This is a genomic window from Ochrobactrum sp. BTU2 (genome assembly GCF_024539785.1).
GTDB lineage: Bacteria > Pseudomonadota > Alphaproteobacteria > Rhizobiales > Rhizobiaceae > Brucella > Brucella anthropi.
Genome location: NZ_JAHWRG010000010.1, coordinates 60,196 through 75,933 on the forward strand (window position 1 = coordinate 60,196; position 15,738 = coordinate 75,933).

Here is a 15,738-nt window from a genome sequence, read left to right on the forward strand (position 1 = left end):
GAGTCTTAGTGATTTGGGAATGTTTGGATGAAATAGGGCTAGAAAAGCAAAAGCCCCTCTCGCGGGTTTAAATCGCGTTCGGGGCTTTGTGTGAGAGATTAAAAACCAATCCGATCTTCGGATAAGCCAAAACCTCTTCCGTTCTGTCACCATGGAAGATAGCGGCTTCTCCGAGGAATGCAAGGGTTTTTGCCTTTCACAGGCTGATTTGGCCCCACAATTTGGTGGGACAGAAATGGACGAAAACCCAGCTTGGAGAGGCCCAGCAGGCCTTTCAAACTTCAACGCGAATGAGATCGTCGGCCGACTGCCAACGATTGCGGCTGTCGATTCACTGATGCGAGACCTTTGGGGCCGCTACACCGGGGCACCCGGTGAAGACGAGATCGCGGAGGCGCTCTCAAGTGCTGCTGCGGTCCGCCGCCAAGAACTGCGGGATCTGGCGCAAGCCGGAGCAGCAAAGCGATTGGCGCGGCGATTTCCGCCGCCGCTGCCGAGCATATCCAAGACACTTCCAGAAAAGCGCGTTGCTGCCGGGCGGCGTAGAGAACTGGCCGATTTTCTGGTGCATCAGATGCCGCTTGCCTTTATCGAGCGGCTCCCTAAATGCTCGTCCGCCCGCGCCGTGCTCGCCGTCATTTGCAGGTTGAGCGCACGATCACGAAACCGTTGCGATGCGTCTATCAACACAATTGCGGAAATGGCGGGGGTTTCCCGATCTTCCGTCAACCAGTCCTTGAAGCTACTGACCGAACTTCGGCTGATCTGCATCGACTCGGGCCGACTAAGAGGAACTGTCTCTGTGATCAGGGTTTTGGCCTCGCCGTTGGAAAAGCTAGTCGCCTATTGCCGTAACCGATTGCGCGGCTGGAAGCGGTATCGCTCCGAAAATGCGCCCGAACAGCTCTCTTTTTTTGAGGGGGGTGTGCAAAAATACAGCCAGAAAGAAGATTCATATAATTCATATCATTCTGGAACGCCTGTGAAACCTGAACCGTCCAATGGGCTTTCGAGAAGGATAAAGGCCTCAGCCACAGCGATAATGTCACAGGTATGTGATGTTGGCCGTCTAAGGCCTTCTGCCCGTAGCGCTTAGCGCAAATCCGGGCATTTTTGGCTGATTAGGCGCTTTTCCAACGGGAAGCGCGTCGTATTCGCTTGCCCTGCGAACTGTCGCGCGCGCCATCGTGGACGGTTGCAAAAGCGATTGGCCTTTTTGGAAATTATGCAGTATTTGTTTGTGTGAAAATCATGTGTATCATCACGAAGCGGTAAATCGTTATGACGCAGAGCAGAAGAGACAACGGACAAATTAGCGAGCTGAGAGCAAGCGTTTTGCTCCCTGTTTTCGAGCACTATGCGTCAGAGCGACGGGAACGTGGCTTAAACGTCGAGGCTACGGTCGCCGCCGATCTGCTTGCCAGCATTTGCTCGCATCAGAACGTGAAGATCGCACTGACCGCTGTGAGCGCGTGGCAATCGCGCGTGGGCTAAATGGAGAGGGTGATGCAACGAATTGGAGTTGTACTCGGGGGCGCTCTGCTGGCGGCTGTTATGTATGCCGCGCCAGCGTCGGCGCAATCTACAGGTTGTGGCATTCAGCAGGCTGCGGATTTGGCCGTCCAACGTCAGATTGCCTTGCTCGATGCGGCCAAAGTGGACTCATCGCAATACTTCAATGGGGCAAACTCGTGCCTTGGATCGAGCCTCCTCAATTCCTTCGATCTATCGAACCTGATCCCAACCAGCTTCGATTTCTTGGGCAATATCGGGTCGCAGTTGATCGACCAGATTATTCAGCAGGCAACCCAACAGGTTTGCCAAGTGTTGAACAATCAGCTCCAGAACATAGTCGGCAAGATCAACAATCAGATGTACTCGTTCGATTCGGCTATCGGATCACAGATGTCGGATTTGCTCGGCGGCTCTGGTTCGAGCATTAGCCCGATCAATATCCCAAATCTTCCGAATATTGGTCAGTACACCTTCACGACTTCGACCGTCTCCGGCTCTGGCTCTCCAACGCAGCCCATCTTCACGCCGCCAGCAGGCAACTCGGGCAGCAACGGCACCAATTCGGGCGGCGGGACAGCACCGGACCTGTTCAACAATATGTTCGCCCCGGCGGGCGCGAATAGAGGCTGATCATGGTTTCGCGCTCGACACTGGCCCTCCTGACAGTGCTTACGACCGCCGTGACGGCGGCCGATACTGCGCATGCCTCCATGGAAACGTGGATCACTTCATTCGAGCGTTTCATGAGCGGCCTGAAAGTTCATGACAAGCAAAGGTCGGCTTCGCAGCGGCAGACCCAGCAAGTCATCAGGAAAAGTGACGAGGCGGCTGTCAACGCTGAGTTGGCGCAAGAGCAAGCTTTCCGGGTCGCCGACATCAAGAACCGCTATGGTTACGAGTACGGACAGGGTGAGCATGCGTGCACTGTCACGGCTAGCCTAAATGGCATGTCGGGAACTGCCAGAAGCCAAGACAAGATGCTCGCAGCATTCTCTACATCAGAGGCGAACTATATCAGCAAAGGCGGCAATGCCGCTGCCAACATGAAAAACTCGATGCTAAAGCGCGTCGGACATTATTGCACCGAGCAGGAACGGGCGGTCCTCGGCGAGACCTACTGCCAAGCGAGCTACAGCAACGAGCGAAATGCGGGCGATTCCAACGCCGGAGCCTTCCTCTTCAATCGCAATTACGGAGCCGAAGAGGTCGTTACGGCTGGTGATTATGTTGATGTGCTCGCTCCTTATCCGACGATAGAGCCGAACCCGCAGGACAGCGGCGCTCAGGTCAGATTGATCGATGCGCGCCGCCGCGCGGCTCTCATGTCAGGTGCGCGTTCGGTGATGATGGGTGTTGCAGTTTCCGGCATGGGAGGCGACAGGCAATGAAAAACTGGCGGAAACTGGCACTGGCAGGATCGGTCCTCTTGCCCAGCCTGATGATGGCAAGCGAGGCATCTGCCGTTGTGTGCGCCGTCAACGCTCACGTGATCCAGCGAACCATAGAGCTGGAGCAGAAGGTCAAGGCGCAGATCGACCTGTCCGAGAACCTTTTGATCATGGAAGAACGGCGGCAGCGCGAGATGCTGCTCAGCGCCTTGAAGGTGATCACGAAGCAAGAAAGTGGCTCGGGTCAGCAGACAGCTATGGTGGTGCGAAAGTCGGCCGAAGCTGCTGCGAACGTAAATACCACTCAGCGACAAGCATATGCGATTGCTGACGCCAGAGAGCGGTATGGCTCGACGGGGTATAATAGCTGCGATTTGCAGTCCAAAGGACAGAAATTTTACGCCGCCAATCAGGCAGCGAGATCGAAAGCACAGGCTGTTTCAGGCGCGACCTATTTCAAGCCGGGCAGCTTCGATTCACCACGTTCTTGGTCGCAGTTTGCTACCAGTAACCGGTCATTCGATGGCGAGAGCCTTTTCAGGGGAGGGCAAGCGGCTCGCGATTACATAAATCTGGTCGTCGGGCCGCCAATTGAGGATACGGTTGGTTCCGGGGCCGAGCGAAATGTTTTCGTTCTGGACAAGAACCGGCGCGATGCTCGCCGGTCAGTTTCCAAAGAGGTTATGGCCTCCATCGCGGCCGAATATGAGCCGGGTGGGGCACGGGCTTCGCTTGAAGAGCTGACAAAGCACTGGACTGGTGATGACGGCGGCGAAAAATGGGCGAGCGCAATGTCCGATAAGCCTTTCCGTGCTGCGCTCCTTGATGCGGTCAGGATTGAAGCTGCCAACATTGCCGTCATGGCATATCAGGCGAAGGGCACTGCGCGCACGGAGTTGGCGCTATCATCCTATGCGCTCGCCCGGATCAACCAGATCGTTCAAGGCGGTTCAAGCCTGCCCGTAGTGGTCTCCAACAGGCCCGAGCAACGGGCGGATGTCAGACAGTGAGGGGGCGGAAAATGCGGAAGAGCTTTCATAAGTGGGTGCTCGCGGCAGGGATCGTTTCAGCCAGCACACTCGCCTCAAATCAGGCTTTTGCTGCTTGGTGCTCCATCACAACGGAATGGATTCAGCAGCACGTCAGAACGGAAACCAACCTGATCAAGGAAGTGAAGGAGCTGGAAACCAACGTTGCCTTTGAAGGGGCAACGACGCTGGAGCAGGTTCTGGCGGCCCTCAAGGTCGTGAACCGACAGTATGCGGGCGAAGAACAGCGTCTCCAGCAAGTGGTGAAGAAGAGTCAGGAAGCTTACGCCAACACTGTAACAGAGCAAATGCGCAATGAACGCTTGGTCAAGATCAAAGAGGATTATTCCTATGAGACTGGTCAGGGCGCTAACGCCTGTGCGCAGGTCGCCTTCCTCGGCCGCGTGACATCCGTGCTTGATGGGACGCCCAGCGATGCGTCGGCGATCTATAAGAACCTAGACGTATCACCGGGCGGTGTGCCCTCTGGTCGTGAACAGGCGCAAGTGCGTCTCGATCCGGCTTCCACGGATGCATCCATTCTCCTGAACGTATCGGCTGACAGGGGCAAAAAGGAAAAGGTCATCGAGCAGCTTGCGGGCTTTGCGATCCCGAAGCCGATGCCGCAGGAAGCGGGTACACCAGCCGGGGAGCTGGCGCTGATGCGTTCGCGTCAGGCAGAAGCATGGCGTTCTCCAGCGCTCGTGTCTCTCTCTGCCGTTGCTGCCATGGGTAACACTTCCTCACTCGGTATAGGCGATGGGGCTGGAAGCGTGACACAAGCGCTCGACGCCCTGATCGACAATTATGGTGGCGGCCCGGCTTATCAGAAATGGACGAACGCGCTCCAAATGCAGTCGGAGCGTGGTTTGATGGTGGAGCTGAACCGTCTGCGCGCGATCTCGATGAGGCTCCGCACCTTTATGAACGATAGTGAGGCACGCAAGGCGGCGACGATGGCCGCTTTGTTGGCCGCCGAAGCATCTGGAAAGTAGGCAACATGACTGGACGACGCCCTGACGAAGAAGCACTTGGCGATTATGTCGCCGATCAGGATGTCGTGTCCGTTGATGAGGATGTTGGTGCGATAGAACCAGCACCAGCGGACGACTATTACGACCCGGCCGATGATCAAGCAGAACTGGAAGAGGCTGATGCCGACCTCGATGAAGGTTGGTCAGACGGTGAGTCGGTAGACGATCTGGAAGCACTCGACCGAATGGCGGACGAAGGTTTCGAGATCGCTGATGGAGTTTCCTACACGGCAGAGGTTGCAGTCAAAGAAACTGCTCTTTCGGAGCGTCGGCGCGAAGTCAGTGAGGCCGCGATCTTCAAGTTCGATCCGGCCGTTTTTGCAGCAGCCGAGCAGCGGCTATTCGAACAGATCGCCAGCGGAGAAACGCTGCACCGTGCGCAGCAGCGTGTGCAAGAAGCAATCAATCAGGGCCTGACAAATCAGGGCTTTGATATGCAGGGATAGGGGCGACCATGGTTGATGAAAGACGCGACGACTTTGGCACCCTGATCGATGACGACAGCCCTTCCATGGATGCGCTGGGCGGATCGATGGATATCATGCCGCTCGATGATGAGGACGATGAGGACGAGGTTCGCCAGCTTTCGGAAACTGATCCAGCGGTAGCAGGGTGGACCGCACAGAAACGCGATTCCGGAGAAATTGCGCTGGAAGCGCGCCCGAAAATTCATGGGGCAACACTATCATCGGCCGAGCTGTTTGCGGAAGGTAAGCTCGATAACAAGCCCCTCGGCGAGTTTTTGAACGAAAGAGGCTGTGACGGGGTAGCGCCCGGCACGAGCCGTCTTTGGTACGTAGGCAATGCGGAGGGCGGTGGCACTTGGATGTACGCAACCGCTCCGGGGATTAAGGGCGCGGTGAAGCCCGGATTCGATGTGATCCTTGCCTACGGCGAGGACCGGAATGATGTCGAGGTTCGCATCTGTGTCCTGTTGATCTCTGAGACTGCCGATGGCCGTTGGCAATCCCTGAAATTCCGCAAGGCAAATGCCATCAAAATGGAGAGCGGCAAGGTGACGGCGGCCGGAGCCATGGAGGAAGCCATGGTTGTCGGTGCTCTCGACGGCAAGGGCTTCGGGCGCTCGCCTTTCCGATTTGACAACGAGCGCGTCTGAAAGGGTTGATCATGAGCCAGCAAGCGAAAAACCAGAAATGGTACGACTTCGGGCCGGAGGCCACAGTCAGCCTGCGCATGGTCAGCGGCAACTATGTCGTCCGGCTTGCTTTTCCCAAGGAGCCAATCAAGGAACAGCTCATTCGGGCCTATGAGGCAGGCTGGTCCCGTTCGCGAGGCGGTGGCGAGCACGTCTTTGATCATCTCAGGCCGGTCAAAGCGCTCTCTGAGGTTTCGACACGTCTGACCGCCTTCTTTCCGAAGGAGCGGATCGCCGCCGCTTTGAGGGATATGGGGCCGCCGGATGTCGAGATCACCAATCCGCTCCCTGAAAATGAAGATGCGGCGGTGATCGCCGAACGGATGCTTTCGCATTTCTCGAATGAATCGCCCGATGAGTTACTGCGCCACATCAGGGATTCCATAGCGAGAGCAAGGGTGATCGTCGGCGACAGAACGGCGGCTGCTAAAAAGCTGCCCTTTGGTGGCGATGGATATGAAATCTATGAGCGACTTCGCCATCGGAGCGACGACACGCATGCTGCGGAATGGTTCAGCGCTGTCCTTTGGGCACTTTCGGAGCAGGTAGACGGCTGGGAAGGTCAGCTAGACCGCCTTATGGACGCGGACGCGAGCGGCAGTACCGCTTTTCCAAAGCCTGATGATCGGATCGTCCGGTATGTCGCTGCTCAAAATCGCATCTTTGAGCGGTTCTCGCAGGAGGGGTTAACCGACAAGCCCCTCTCGGAGGCGCTGTTCGGGGCAATGGTAGAGGATTTGGGCTTTAATGTTCCATACCGGGCTTATGACGGTGCCCGCATCAATCCTGCCGGTGCTCCCGATCTGGCCAAGAACACCTTCATTGCACAAGCTGGCATCAGCAACGCTGTGGCCACGGATGCGAAGGCCCGCTTGACTACCGCTCTGACGGCAAGCGCTCGTGCCTTTGGCATTTCCAGAGACAGGCTGTTCGGAACAAATGAGGTAAAATTCATCCTCGGCGTTGCTGTCAATCGTAAGAACAGCTCGATCAGAGGTCAGGCATCTACCTATCAGGGCAAAGGCGTGAACGTGGACGGCGAAGCCGTTGTCGTTTCCCAGCATGCTATTCAGTTGACGCCAACATCGCCCGGCGCTCTGCTGCATGAGATCGGGCATCAGATCCACAAGGCCGGAGACGAGGAGCAAATCCTACGCGCAGTGAAGGAGCACCCGTTTGCGCGAAAGGCCGCGCGGATCATTTCGATCCTTGAGGAAGAGGGAGCGGCCAACCCCGATCATGCGGCTTATCTGATGAAACCGCAGGAGATTTTTGCGCGCGCTTTCGATGCGCACGTCTTTTCGCAGGTGGGCAGGATAGAGAGTGGTGGCGCTTTCGCGACGGCGGGAGCGCACCCGCTGACGCCGGTCGGAGAAGAGCTGGCAGCATTCATGAACGACATGAGGACGGTAGTCCTCGAGAACAGGTCCTCTGTGGAGCGGGAGGCAACCCGCGAACGGCAGAGCGAGGCAACGCACGGCCAGACAACGGCCTTGGGGGTTTGAATGGAAGGTATTGAGGGAGCCTCACCAGACGGCACTGTAGCCGGTCTCTTTACGCCAGAGCCGAATAGCGCCGCCCTTGTGTTTCTGCGGCGTCTCGTTGGCTGCACATTCGACTATATCTGGACGCCGGGGGGCGGTGGCGGAACGGGAGGCGGGGCTTGCAATGATGTCAATGACGTTCTGGCTCAGCTCGTAGCCGTCATCAATTGGGGCATGCTGGCCGTCATCGCGGCCGTCGCCACATATCTGATTTTTGCGTCTCTAAAAGATACCGCCAACGATGGCGAGTTGGGCGGCCGGAGCATGAATCCGAGCTGGACGCTCGTCATGGCAGGTTTGGCAGCGATTTTGGTTTTCCCGGCCTTCAATGGCTTTTCAGCTTTGCAGATGGCCACGATGCAGGTGGCGGTATGGTCTACCGGATTTGGGGATTCCGCATGGCGTGTAGCGTCCGACAAGATGGCGAACGCCAACACGGTCAATGCGTCTTTCCAGAGTATGCGGACAGACGGCCTGTTTTATTCTGAGCCATCGAGCGAGGCTGCCCTTCGCCAGCAGTTGGCCGAAGCCCTACAAGCGCGTGTTGAGGGGGAGCTTTGCGCCCGGCTGATCGCGAAGGGCGTTCAGAATATGGCGACAACGGGTGATACCTCGATCACGTCGGCGCTCTCGCCCGAGCAGGATACGGCGGGATCGCAGTATGGAAGCCGAATTGTTCAACGAACCCTTTATTACAGGGGCGGCGAGGCATTGAACGAGTCGGCAGGCATGTGTGGCTCCGTGTCTGTCAGCTATATAGGCAAGGTCTATGAGGACCCCGGCTCGCTGTCGGGAGTGATCGTACCCGGCAATGCGGCCGGTCAGCAGGAAATAGCCAAGACCGCTGCCGAGTTTCGCGTGAACGCAGCGAAAGCGACGGCGGCCGAGTTCCTGAACCAGATCGATTCTCAGGCAAAGCAGCTCGCCGATGCGCTGTTTCCTCAACCGGCCAATGGTCCGAGATCGTGGGGACCGCAACAGGTCCAGCAGATCGCTCAGGCCGTCAATAATGTGATCAGCAACACAAAACGAGCTGGTGAAGATCAGCTCAAGAACGCACCGGAGGCTATTCGCCAGCAAACTTCCAGAGCGATGACTGGTCAGCACGACAATGGCTGGTTCTTCGCAATCCTTTACCAGCGCATATTGGTGAATGCGACAACCGTGCTATCCGACATCGGAAATGGGGGCTTTCGCGTGGCGTCGGTGCCTGTCGAGCGTGATTTCCCGGCAGCATGGGGTTGCCGTTCGATGTTCACGTGGGCGACCGGTCGCTTCAATTGTTCTGACGAGCTGCAAACCTACTTCCGGGAATATTCAACCGAACTGGCGGCGCTGGATCAGCTCAAGCCTGCATTCACCAATGCTGGAACCGGAACTATCGGCCTCGGCACCAATACGAGCGGCATGGGATCTGTTCAGGGTGGCGATCCCGGTATGCTCGCACGTTGGGTAAACAATGTTCTGCGGTCGCTGGTCAGAGCCAACGAGCAGAGCGGCGAGGGGTGGAGCGATCCGATCCCTCAGATGCAGGCGACTGGCAACGAGATGTTGATGTACGGCACTGGCGTCTTGGCTGTTGCTGGAGCTGGTGGCGTGGCGTCGGCTCTTCCGAACCCTGTCACCGCATTGCTCGGCGAGCTGGCGTCAATGGTTGCACCGCTTGGATGGGGCCTTGTCGCCATCGGGTTTGTTCTGGCGGTTGTCGTGCCCTTCATGCCGCTGGTCTACTTCTTCCTTGCGGCGCTGTCATGGCTGACGCTGGTGGTGCAGACCATCATCACAGCGCCGTTCTGGCTGATGCAGATGTTCTATGCGAACCGCTCGGGGGGAATTGCGTCAACCAGCCTTGCCCGCGCTCTGACGGTACTGCTTGCCGTGCTCATTCGCCCGGCGCTGATCATCGTCGGGCTGGTCTTCTGCATGTACCTCATGCGAGTGGGCCTCGATTACCTGAACATCCTGACCTTCAACGCCTTGTCGGTCCTTGGTGCGTCAACCTCGTCACTGTCGGCCAGTATTGGTAATGTCGCCATGGCCTTCGGCGGCTTCATGATCTACCTCTCTATGTGCGTAACCTTGGTCGCTATCTGCTGTAGCCTGATTGATGGCGTTGGGGATTGGGTGATGGAGCAGGTGGAGCGCGGTGCATCGCACGTCTTTGGTTCCGAAGCAAAGCAGCGCACCGAAGGCATTCTCGGCAATCCAGCGGCTATCGCAGCCGCTGGCATCGCCCTCCGTTCTCGTGGATCGCTGGCGGGTACAGCGGGACGTTTGGCACAGCGGTCTCAACAGGCCATCCGGCAAATTCGCAATCGGTAAGGGCTAGAGGATGGCTGTTCAAAAACGAGAGTTCGAAGGCGTCGAGCATATTGATGCGGTCAGGCTTTCAACCCGTCGCGAACGGCGGAAAGGCCTGATCGAAAAATTACGGGACAACCACAACGAACCGGGGGAAGTCCTCAAACCGTACATCACCATGGCGGTGCTAGCTTTGCTGTTGAGCTGGGCACCTTTCTGGCCGGAATTACTCTTGGTGCTAACGGTGTTCATGGCGCTCGGATTCGGCGTCTATAAGAACAGGCGTCTATGGGAAGCACCCTACCGTGTGCCGGAGTTCTTGGGAAGAGCAGGGTATAAGGATAGTTCCACTGGTCAGCCGGGTAACGGCGTGATTTATCACGGAATTGGGCGAGGGGCTTACGCCGGGCAGGAAATCTGGTCCGCAGCACGAGATATCCAGACGCACCGCATGGTCATTGGTACAACCGGCTCCGGTAAGTCGGAAGAGATTTTCGGGCTGGTGTTCAATGCGCTTGCACTCAATAGCGGCGCGATCATGGTGGATGGCAAAGCAAGCGCCGATACCCTCAATTCGATCAAGAAGATCGCGCGGCTTTACGGTCGCGACGAGGAGTTCCTAGTTCTCAATTTCATGATGGGATCGAAGGACTTCTACGGCCAGTCGGAAGTCAAGCTAACAAACACCTTTAACCCCTTTGCTATGGGGTCAAGTGATCAGAAATCAACTCTGATGGAGACCTTCATCCCTCAAGCCGAGGGATCGAATAGTGTCTTCACGCAGAGAGCTTTGCAGTTGAACAAGGCGCTTGCCCGGCCTCTGTCGTTTTTGCAGGGGCGAGGGTACGTGGACTATAACCCTCGTCTGCTGACTGAGTTCTTCCAGTTGAACAATGTCGAGAACCTAGTGTGGTTCGGCAGGTTTCGTGACAAGCACGGCCGCGTGGTCGATCTGCCAAACGAGGGCAAGCACGACGACTTTGTGCGTCTCAAACAGGCCTGCGCCAGCTTGCAACAGGTTTTGATGGACTTGCCGGGCTACAGTCAGGTGATGCCGAAAGAGCCGCCGCCTCTGATCGATGCCGACGACCACAAGATAGCGACAGCTTTGCTGGCGGGTGAGAAAGCGGTCGAGAAGCTGTCGAACGACATGATCACCAGTTACAAAAGGCTGGCAGGGGGCAGCAGCTCGGAGGGAGACAAGAACCAGTCGGCGGAATCGACCCGCGCCGAGGTTTACAGGCAATGGGGCTACATGACCATGAGCCTGTCGGAACCGGCCGCGCTGCTGACCTATTCATACGGCCATGTTTTCAATGCCGAGGTCGGTGAGATCAACATGAACGATGTGTTCCTGAACAGGCGCATCGTTTACGTGATGATCCCTTCGCTGGAAAAAGCTCCTCCGAGCACGGCGGCTCTTGGTAAGATTACGGTCGCGGCGGTCAAGCAGGTGCTCGGCAACCTTTTGCATCGCCCCTTGGAAGGGCATCGCCGCCGCATCCTCGACGCCTCTCCGTCCAAGAGTCAGATGCCGTACCCGTTGATATTCGATGAATACGGCTATTATGTCGTGGAGGGTTTTTCCGTGGCGGCGGCTCAGGCTCGCTCATTTGGCGTGTCCTGTACCTTCGGCCTGCAAACTCCGACATCTCTGGAGAAGGCGTCAAAGCAGGAGGCGGATGAAACGCTGATCAACACCACCATGCGCCATGTGGGAAAGCTTGCCGCAAACGAGGACAGCGAGGCTTTCAAGATTGTCCGGGGCTGGGGTGGCAAGAAGCTGACCTCAATGACCCGTTCGCTCAAGGTCGATCACCGGGCGGCTTTCAAGACCACATCGCTCTCGGACGAGATCGTCTACGAGGAAGAGGACATCATCAAATATTCCGATATCCAAGGGCAGGAGTCGGGACAGTTCCATTTCATCGTCGGCACAAACACGAGAGAAAAGGGAATTATCAGAGGCGAGAGCCGGGTGGTTCGCTACAAGGCGTTCTACACCGGGCCGGTGCCGGAAGTGGTGGAATGGAGGCTCAACCATTTCGTTCCGGTCAAAACCCGTGACGAGGCATCCATCGAGGCTATCCGGCAGAAGGATGCGCAACAGCGGCTCTTGCGGGAGGCAAACGCCAACGAGATCAGGGACTGGTCCCGAAATCAGGCCGATGACGGTCTTCGTTATGAGGATCATTTAGGCGGAGACACCATCGCCACGCTCGTACGCGATCTGGCGGTTGCTCTTGCAGAGCTGGTGGATGATCCCGGTACCAAGCCCGGCGCTAGCGCCACCATTGATGACTATGCGGCTTATCTCTCGCAACTGCTGGAGACGCCGGGGCTGGTATCTGACCAACTACTCAATGACGCGCTGTCATGGGTAATCAGCTCTCAGGACAGGGCGCACGGAGAATTGCGTGCCCGTACTGAGATCGGGGAGTTGGAGCGCGACCTGAAACAGCATTTCAAGCAGGTGGTGGCGAGCTGGGCGGCGGACATCGATCCTGCTCAGCACAATCTCATCCTTGACGCTTTCGGCGTGCTGGTAGAGACCCCGATCAAGGAAGCTCGCGATCATGCAATACTGCATCGTAGGGTGCAAAGCCGCGTCAGCGATGCGGCTGCGGCGGTAGCAGCGGCGGCAGAGTAATTAGCCTTGGTTGCCCATTGTGAGTCGTCGTAAAGTGTGCTACAACCTTTGTGCTTGACAATTTTGGGCTATGCCCGGAAAGGAGGTCGCCATGTTCGGTATTGGCAGGAAGACATCTGACGCACGTCGCGATGTTCGCGACCGCTATGAGCCGGAGCTTTTCGACAACAGGAAGCTCAACGGCAATTTCAGCGGGAACAGGGATTCGGGTGCTGATGTAGACCTCTTGGCTGATTTGCTCCTTCAGGGAGAAGTCAATCGCCGGGATACTAAGGAGCTTTTGACAGCCATCCTTGAGACGCAGCAGGAAATCCTCAAGGAACTGCGCAAGCAGAATGCCACTTCGGTAGTGAGTCGAGCCGCCTAACCCCATAGCCCCCCCAAATTAGGCGGCAGACAACCTTGGAAACCCCGGCCAAAGCCGGGGTTTTTCATTTCAGGTTCACAGCGATGGTGAAAATCTTCGCACTGTCGAGCTTGACCCGGCACTCGGAGTTGCACGCCAGCATTACACATAAAAAAATCGCACGAAAAGAATGTCGTTATGCGTTCTTTAGTTGACTTGTGCGGGGAAAATCAGGAAGGGTTTGAAGCAGAGACAACATCGGTTCGAAAGTGAAGCGAGATGGCAGAAAACACGAACGCTTCGTCGCCAAAAGTGCTGAATACGGTCATTTGGGCCGGGGCGGCAGTTGCTATTACGGGAATGGTCGTTTTCGGCGCGCTGCCCTATGTGATGGAGCGGCCGGGAGCCTATCAGGCAGGCCCGCAGCCGTACCCTCCACAGCAATATGCACAGCAACCGGCTCCATACCAGCCTCCATACTATCAGCAGCCGCAGCCGCAGCAATTCCCGCAGCCTTACGCGCAGCAGCAGGGATACCAGCAACCTCCGCAGCCTTCTTATCAAGCGCAGGCTCCGATGCCCGCACAGGCCCCAGCGCCCGCGCCTGTTCGTCCGCAGGTGCAGACCTCAGCGCTCAACGCTGTAAATGGGGTGAATGTAGACAGCGGCTATGAAATCACCGATCAGGCTCTTTCGAAGAACGTCATCGCTTTGTTGAAGCAAGCCAATGCGGTTGCGTCAGCTCCAACGGGAGTGACGCCAACCGATCAGAACACGATCTACGCCTTCGTAGATCCTCGGTGCCCGTACTGCCAAGCCGCACACCGCGCTCTTAATGGCAAATATTCTGTGCGTTATCTCCCCATTAGCGTCCTCGGTGATGAGGCCACTATGAACGGGGCACTGCCGAATATTCGGGGTGTCCTGCGTAGCAGCGACCGGGCTACGGCTTTGCACAAAGTCATGGAGTCGGGTGATGCCAGCGGTCTCGATGTGTCGCCGGACACCAAACTGGATGCCGATGTGAATGCCAACATGGAAGTGTGGGCGGGGCTATCTGCGCGTCTGCCTGATCAGCAGCCAGCGGTGCCGCTTTTCGTCGTGCCGGAAGGGAAGTCTGGCAACGTCGCTGTCATGAAGGGCTGGCATGACGGTATGACGCAAGTGGTGGACGCCCTGTTGGCAAAGTAGAGCGATGTTCGGTTTCGGGAAAAAGCAAAAGTCGGTTGAATTACCAAGGTTCCGGTTTGCCACTCTGCCGGACCCCATCGCTCCGACAATTGCCACCGAGGATATTTTACAGAAGCAAAAGATCATCGTCGGGCTGGGTACGCTTCTCATCAGCCTGACGGTGATCTCTCTCTTCTTCGGTTTTCTTGTCGAGGGCGTTGCGCAGACGGAACCATATGTCGCAGACGGGGGTGTCTTTGGATGCCCCGTGCCGATCTTGAACGTGGGGGCAAAGTGAAGACGAAAGAGGAAATATTGGAGGCCAGCGCCGCGCAGTCGGCGATCCAGCGCAATATGAAGGTTTTCATAGTGCTGCTCGTGATCGGGAACGCGGTGATGGCGCTGCATGTAGGGCAGTTGCTCTATGCGCGATTCGTCAAATTTCCTGACACAGCATTTCTTGGCACGACTGATGCTCAGAGCGTCTGCGCGCCAATCGGCCTTGATGAACCAATGGTCGCTGATGCAGTCGCCCGCGACTTCGCAGTCGAAGCGATCCGGGCAATCTCAACCTATGACTGGACCTCTTGGCGCGACCAGATCAATTCGAGCACAGCGCAGTACATGACGCTCGATGCACGCAATAGCTACCGGATATCGGTGAACGATTGGGGCATCATCAGGGATGTTGTGAACCGGTATCAGAATGCGACTGCTCAACAGCGCGGCCCTGCGACAGTGCAGCGACAGGGCGTGGTACGCCAGCAAGACGGGACAGGGCGTTACGAGTGGGAGATCGTGGTTCCCATGACGCTGATCTATCGCAACGCGACGGATCGACGGACAGAGAATCGTGATTTTTATGCCAAGGTCATCCGAACCGCGAAATCGCCACTCAATCCGAAGGGGATTGCCATCGGCGGGCTGGTCTCTTCGCAGCCAGTGCAGGTCAACAATCTACAGACCAATGCGGCGGTGGGGAGCGTGGGGCAATGATCAATCCGGCCGCACATCGCACGCTATCTGTGGCACTCTGCGGGCTGTTCGGCCTGCTTTGTGTCGCCAGCGTGGTCGTGACGACCGATACCTATTGGCTTCGACCAGTGACGAATTTCGTCTGGCACGAGGCGGCGACGGGTGGAGAGTGTGCAGCCACCGTGCTCAGCACTCCTCACATTAGTCAGGCGCGCATCGTAGACTTTGCGTCCGATGCGGCCGTGACCATCAATTCCTACGATTATTACAATCAAGGGACGGTGATCGGTTCTGCCCTCCGGCAGTATTTCACCGTAACCGGGCGCGATTCGTATATCGAAGAAGTCAGTCGGTCAGGATCGCCACTGGCGTTTCGCAGGAATTACGTTGAGCAGACAGCTTGCAAGAACGGCGTTCCGAACATCAAGGAAGAAGGCTTCATTAAAGGACGCCGGTTCTGGCGTGTCGAAGTGCCTCTGCTGCAATATCGGCGTAGCAACGTCGATGTGACAGAGGCGGGGCTTCTCCTAACGATGCTGGTTGTGAGTGTTCGCCCATCGGTCGAAAACCCGAATGGCATCGGAATCGATAGCATCACTGCAACAACATTATTGAACTATGATAGGTAGAG

15 protein-coding genes are annotated in these 15,738 nt (G+C 56.9%); all 15 read left to right on the forward strand.

The window, feature by feature from the left end; all coding sequences use genetic code 11:
* The first annotated feature begins 151 nt into the window (after nt 1-151).
* The 15 genes from KWJ32_RS22075 (at nt 152) to KWJ32_RS22145 (ending at nt 15,736) form a co-directional block, all read left to right on the forward strand.
* Nucleotides 152-1,096 (forward strand): hypothetical protein, encoded by a 945-nt coding sequence (locus tag KWJ32_RS22075; RefSeq protein WP_125271610.1) that lies wholly within the window; start codon nt 152-154, stop codon nt 1,094-1,096.
* 410 nt (nt 1,097-1,506) lie between these two features.
* Nucleotides 1,507-2,145: a hypothetical protein gene (locus KWJ32_RS22080; protein WP_125271611.1), complete on the forward strand. Its 639-nt coding sequence runs from the start codon at nt 1,507-1,509 to the stop codon at nt 2,143-2,145.
* Nucleotides 2,146-2,147: 2 nt separating this feature from the next.
* On the forward strand, nt 2,148-2,903 hold the full coding sequence (locus KWJ32_RS22085) for a hypothetical protein (protein WP_125271612.1): 756 nt from the start codon (nt 2,148-2,150) through the stop codon (nt 2,901-2,903).
* On the forward strand, nt 2,900-3,913 hold the full coding sequence (locus KWJ32_RS22090; RefSeq protein WP_256886275.1) for a hypothetical protein: 1,014 nt from the start codon (nt 2,900-2,902) through the stop codon (nt 3,911-3,913). Before KWJ32_RS22085 ends, KWJ32_RS22090 begins: the two co-directional genes overlap by 4 nt.
* Before the next feature lie 11 nt (nt 3,914-3,924).
* Complete coding sequence (locus KWJ32_RS22095; RefSeq protein ID WP_125271614.1) at nt 3,925-4,926, forward strand: hypothetical protein; 1,002 nt, start codon at nt 3,925-3,927, stop codon at nt 4,924-4,926.
* Nucleotides 4,927-4,931: 5 nt separating this feature from the next.
* Complete coding sequence (locus KWJ32_RS22100) at nt 4,932-5,411, forward strand: hypothetical protein (RefSeq protein WP_125271615.1); 480 nt, start codon at nt 4,932-4,934, stop codon at nt 5,409-5,411.
* Nucleotides 5,412-5,419: 8 nt separating this feature from the next.
* Nucleotides 5,420-6,082: a hypothetical protein gene (locus tag KWJ32_RS22105; RefSeq protein ID WP_125271616.1), complete on the forward strand. Its 663-nt coding sequence runs from the start codon at nt 5,420-5,422 to the stop codon at nt 6,080-6,082.
* Between the two features lie 11 nt (nt 6,083-6,093).
* Nucleotides 6,094-7,626 carry a hypothetical protein gene (locus tag KWJ32_RS22110; protein ID WP_125271617.1) on the forward strand — a complete coding sequence of 511 codons (1,533 nt, stop codon included), beginning with the start codon at nt 6,094-6,096 and terminating at the stop codon, nt 7,624-7,626.
* A complete protein-coding gene (locus tag KWJ32_RS22115) occupies nt 7,627-9,987 on the forward strand; it encodes a DotA/TraY family protein (RefSeq protein WP_125271618.1) in 2,361 nt (786 codons plus the stop codon).
* Between the two features lie 10 nt (nt 9,988-9,997).
* The gene (locus tag KWJ32_RS22120) at nt 9,998-12,616 is read left to right on the forward strand and encodes a hypothetical protein (RefSeq protein ID WP_125271619.1); all 2,619 of its coding nucleotides are present in this window, start codon (nt 9,998-10,000) and stop codon (nt 12,614-12,616) included.
* A 91-nt stretch (nt 12,617-12,707) separates the two neighbouring features.
* Nucleotides 12,708-12,983: a hypothetical protein gene (locus tag KWJ32_RS22125; protein WP_125271620.1), complete on the forward strand. Its 276-nt coding sequence runs from the start codon at nt 12,708-12,710 to the stop codon at nt 12,981-12,983.
* Between the two features lie 258 nt (nt 12,984-13,241).
* The gene (locus KWJ32_RS22130) at nt 13,242-14,153 is read left to right on the forward strand and encodes a hypothetical protein (RefSeq protein ID WP_172965742.1); all 912 of its coding nucleotides are present in this window, start codon (nt 13,242-13,244) and stop codon (nt 14,151-14,153) included.
* Nucleotides 14,154-14,157: 4 nt separating this feature from the next.
* Complete coding sequence (locus KWJ32_RS22135; RefSeq protein ID WP_125271621.1) at nt 14,158-14,430, forward strand: hypothetical protein; 273 nt, start codon at nt 14,158-14,160, stop codon at nt 14,428-14,430.
* A complete protein-coding gene (locus KWJ32_RS22140; protein ID WP_172965743.1) occupies nt 14,427-15,128 on the forward strand; it encodes a DotI/IcmL family type IV secretion protein in 702 nt (233 codons plus the stop codon). The genes KWJ32_RS22135 and KWJ32_RS22140 overlap by 4 nt, the downstream gene beginning before the upstream one ends.
* Entirely contained in the window at nt 15,125-15,736 is a 612-nt protein-coding gene (locus tag KWJ32_RS22145) for a DotI/IcmL family type IV secretion protein (protein WP_256886276.1), read from the forward strand. Before KWJ32_RS22140 ends, KWJ32_RS22145 begins: the two co-directional genes overlap by 4 nt.
* The last annotated feature ends 2 nt before the right edge of the window (nt 15,737-15,738 follow it).

Excerpts from the sequence above, each read along its gene's own strand:
- KWJ32_RS22100 (WP_125271615.1), top strand. The coding sequence starts at position 4,932 with ATGACTGGACGACGCCCTGACGAAGAAGCACTTGGCGATTATGTCGCC.
- KWJ32_RS22110 (WP_125271617.1), top strand. The coding sequence starts at position 6,094 with ATGAGCCAGCAAGCGAAAAACCAGAAATGGTACGACTTCGGGCCGGAG.
- KWJ32_RS22120 (WP_125271619.1), top strand. The coding sequence starts at position 9,998 with ATGGCTGTTCAAAAACGAGAGTTCGAAGGCGTCGAGCATATTGATGCG.
- KWJ32_RS22145 (WP_256886276.1), top strand. The coding sequence starts at position 15,125 with ATGATCAATCCGGCCGCACATCGCACGCTATCTGTGGCACTCTGCGGG.
- KWJ32_RS22075 (WP_125271610.1), top strand. The coding sequence starts at position 152 with ATGGAAGATAGCGGCTTCTCCGAGGAATGCAAGGGTTTTTGCCTTTCA.
- KWJ32_RS22080 (WP_125271611.1), top strand. The coding sequence starts at position 1,507 with ATGCAACGAATTGGAGTTGTACTCGGGGGCGCTCTGCTGGCGGCTGTT.
- KWJ32_RS22115 (WP_125271618.1), top strand. The coding sequence starts at position 7,627 with ATGGAAGGTATTGAGGGAGCCTCACCAGACGGCACTGTAGCCGGTCTC.
- KWJ32_RS22095 (WP_125271614.1), top strand. The coding sequence starts at position 3,925 with ATGCGGAAGAGCTTTCATAAGTGGGTGCTCGCGGCAGGGATCGTTTCA.
- KWJ32_RS22085 (WP_125271612.1), top strand. The coding sequence starts at position 2,148 with ATGGTTTCGCGCTCGACACTGGCCCTCCTGACAGTGCTTACGACCGCC.
- KWJ32_RS22125 (WP_125271620.1), top strand. The coding sequence starts at position 12,708 with ATGTTCGGTATTGGCAGGAAGACATCTGACGCACGTCGCGATGTTCGC.
- KWJ32_RS22105 (WP_125271616.1), top strand. The coding sequence starts at position 5,420 with ATGGTTGATGAAAGACGCGACGACTTTGGCACCCTGATCGATGACGAC.
- KWJ32_RS22130 (WP_172965742.1), top strand. The coding sequence starts at position 13,242 with ATGGCAGAAAACACGAACGCTTCGTCGCCAAAAGTGCTGAATACGGTC.
- KWJ32_RS22090 (WP_256886275.1), top strand. The coding sequence starts at position 2,900 with ATGAAAAACTGGCGGAAACTGGCACTGGCAGGATCGGTCCTCTTGCCC.
- KWJ32_RS22135 (WP_125271621.1), top strand. The coding sequence starts at position 14,158 with ATGTTCGGTTTCGGGAAAAAGCAAAAGTCGGTTGAATTACCAAGGTTC.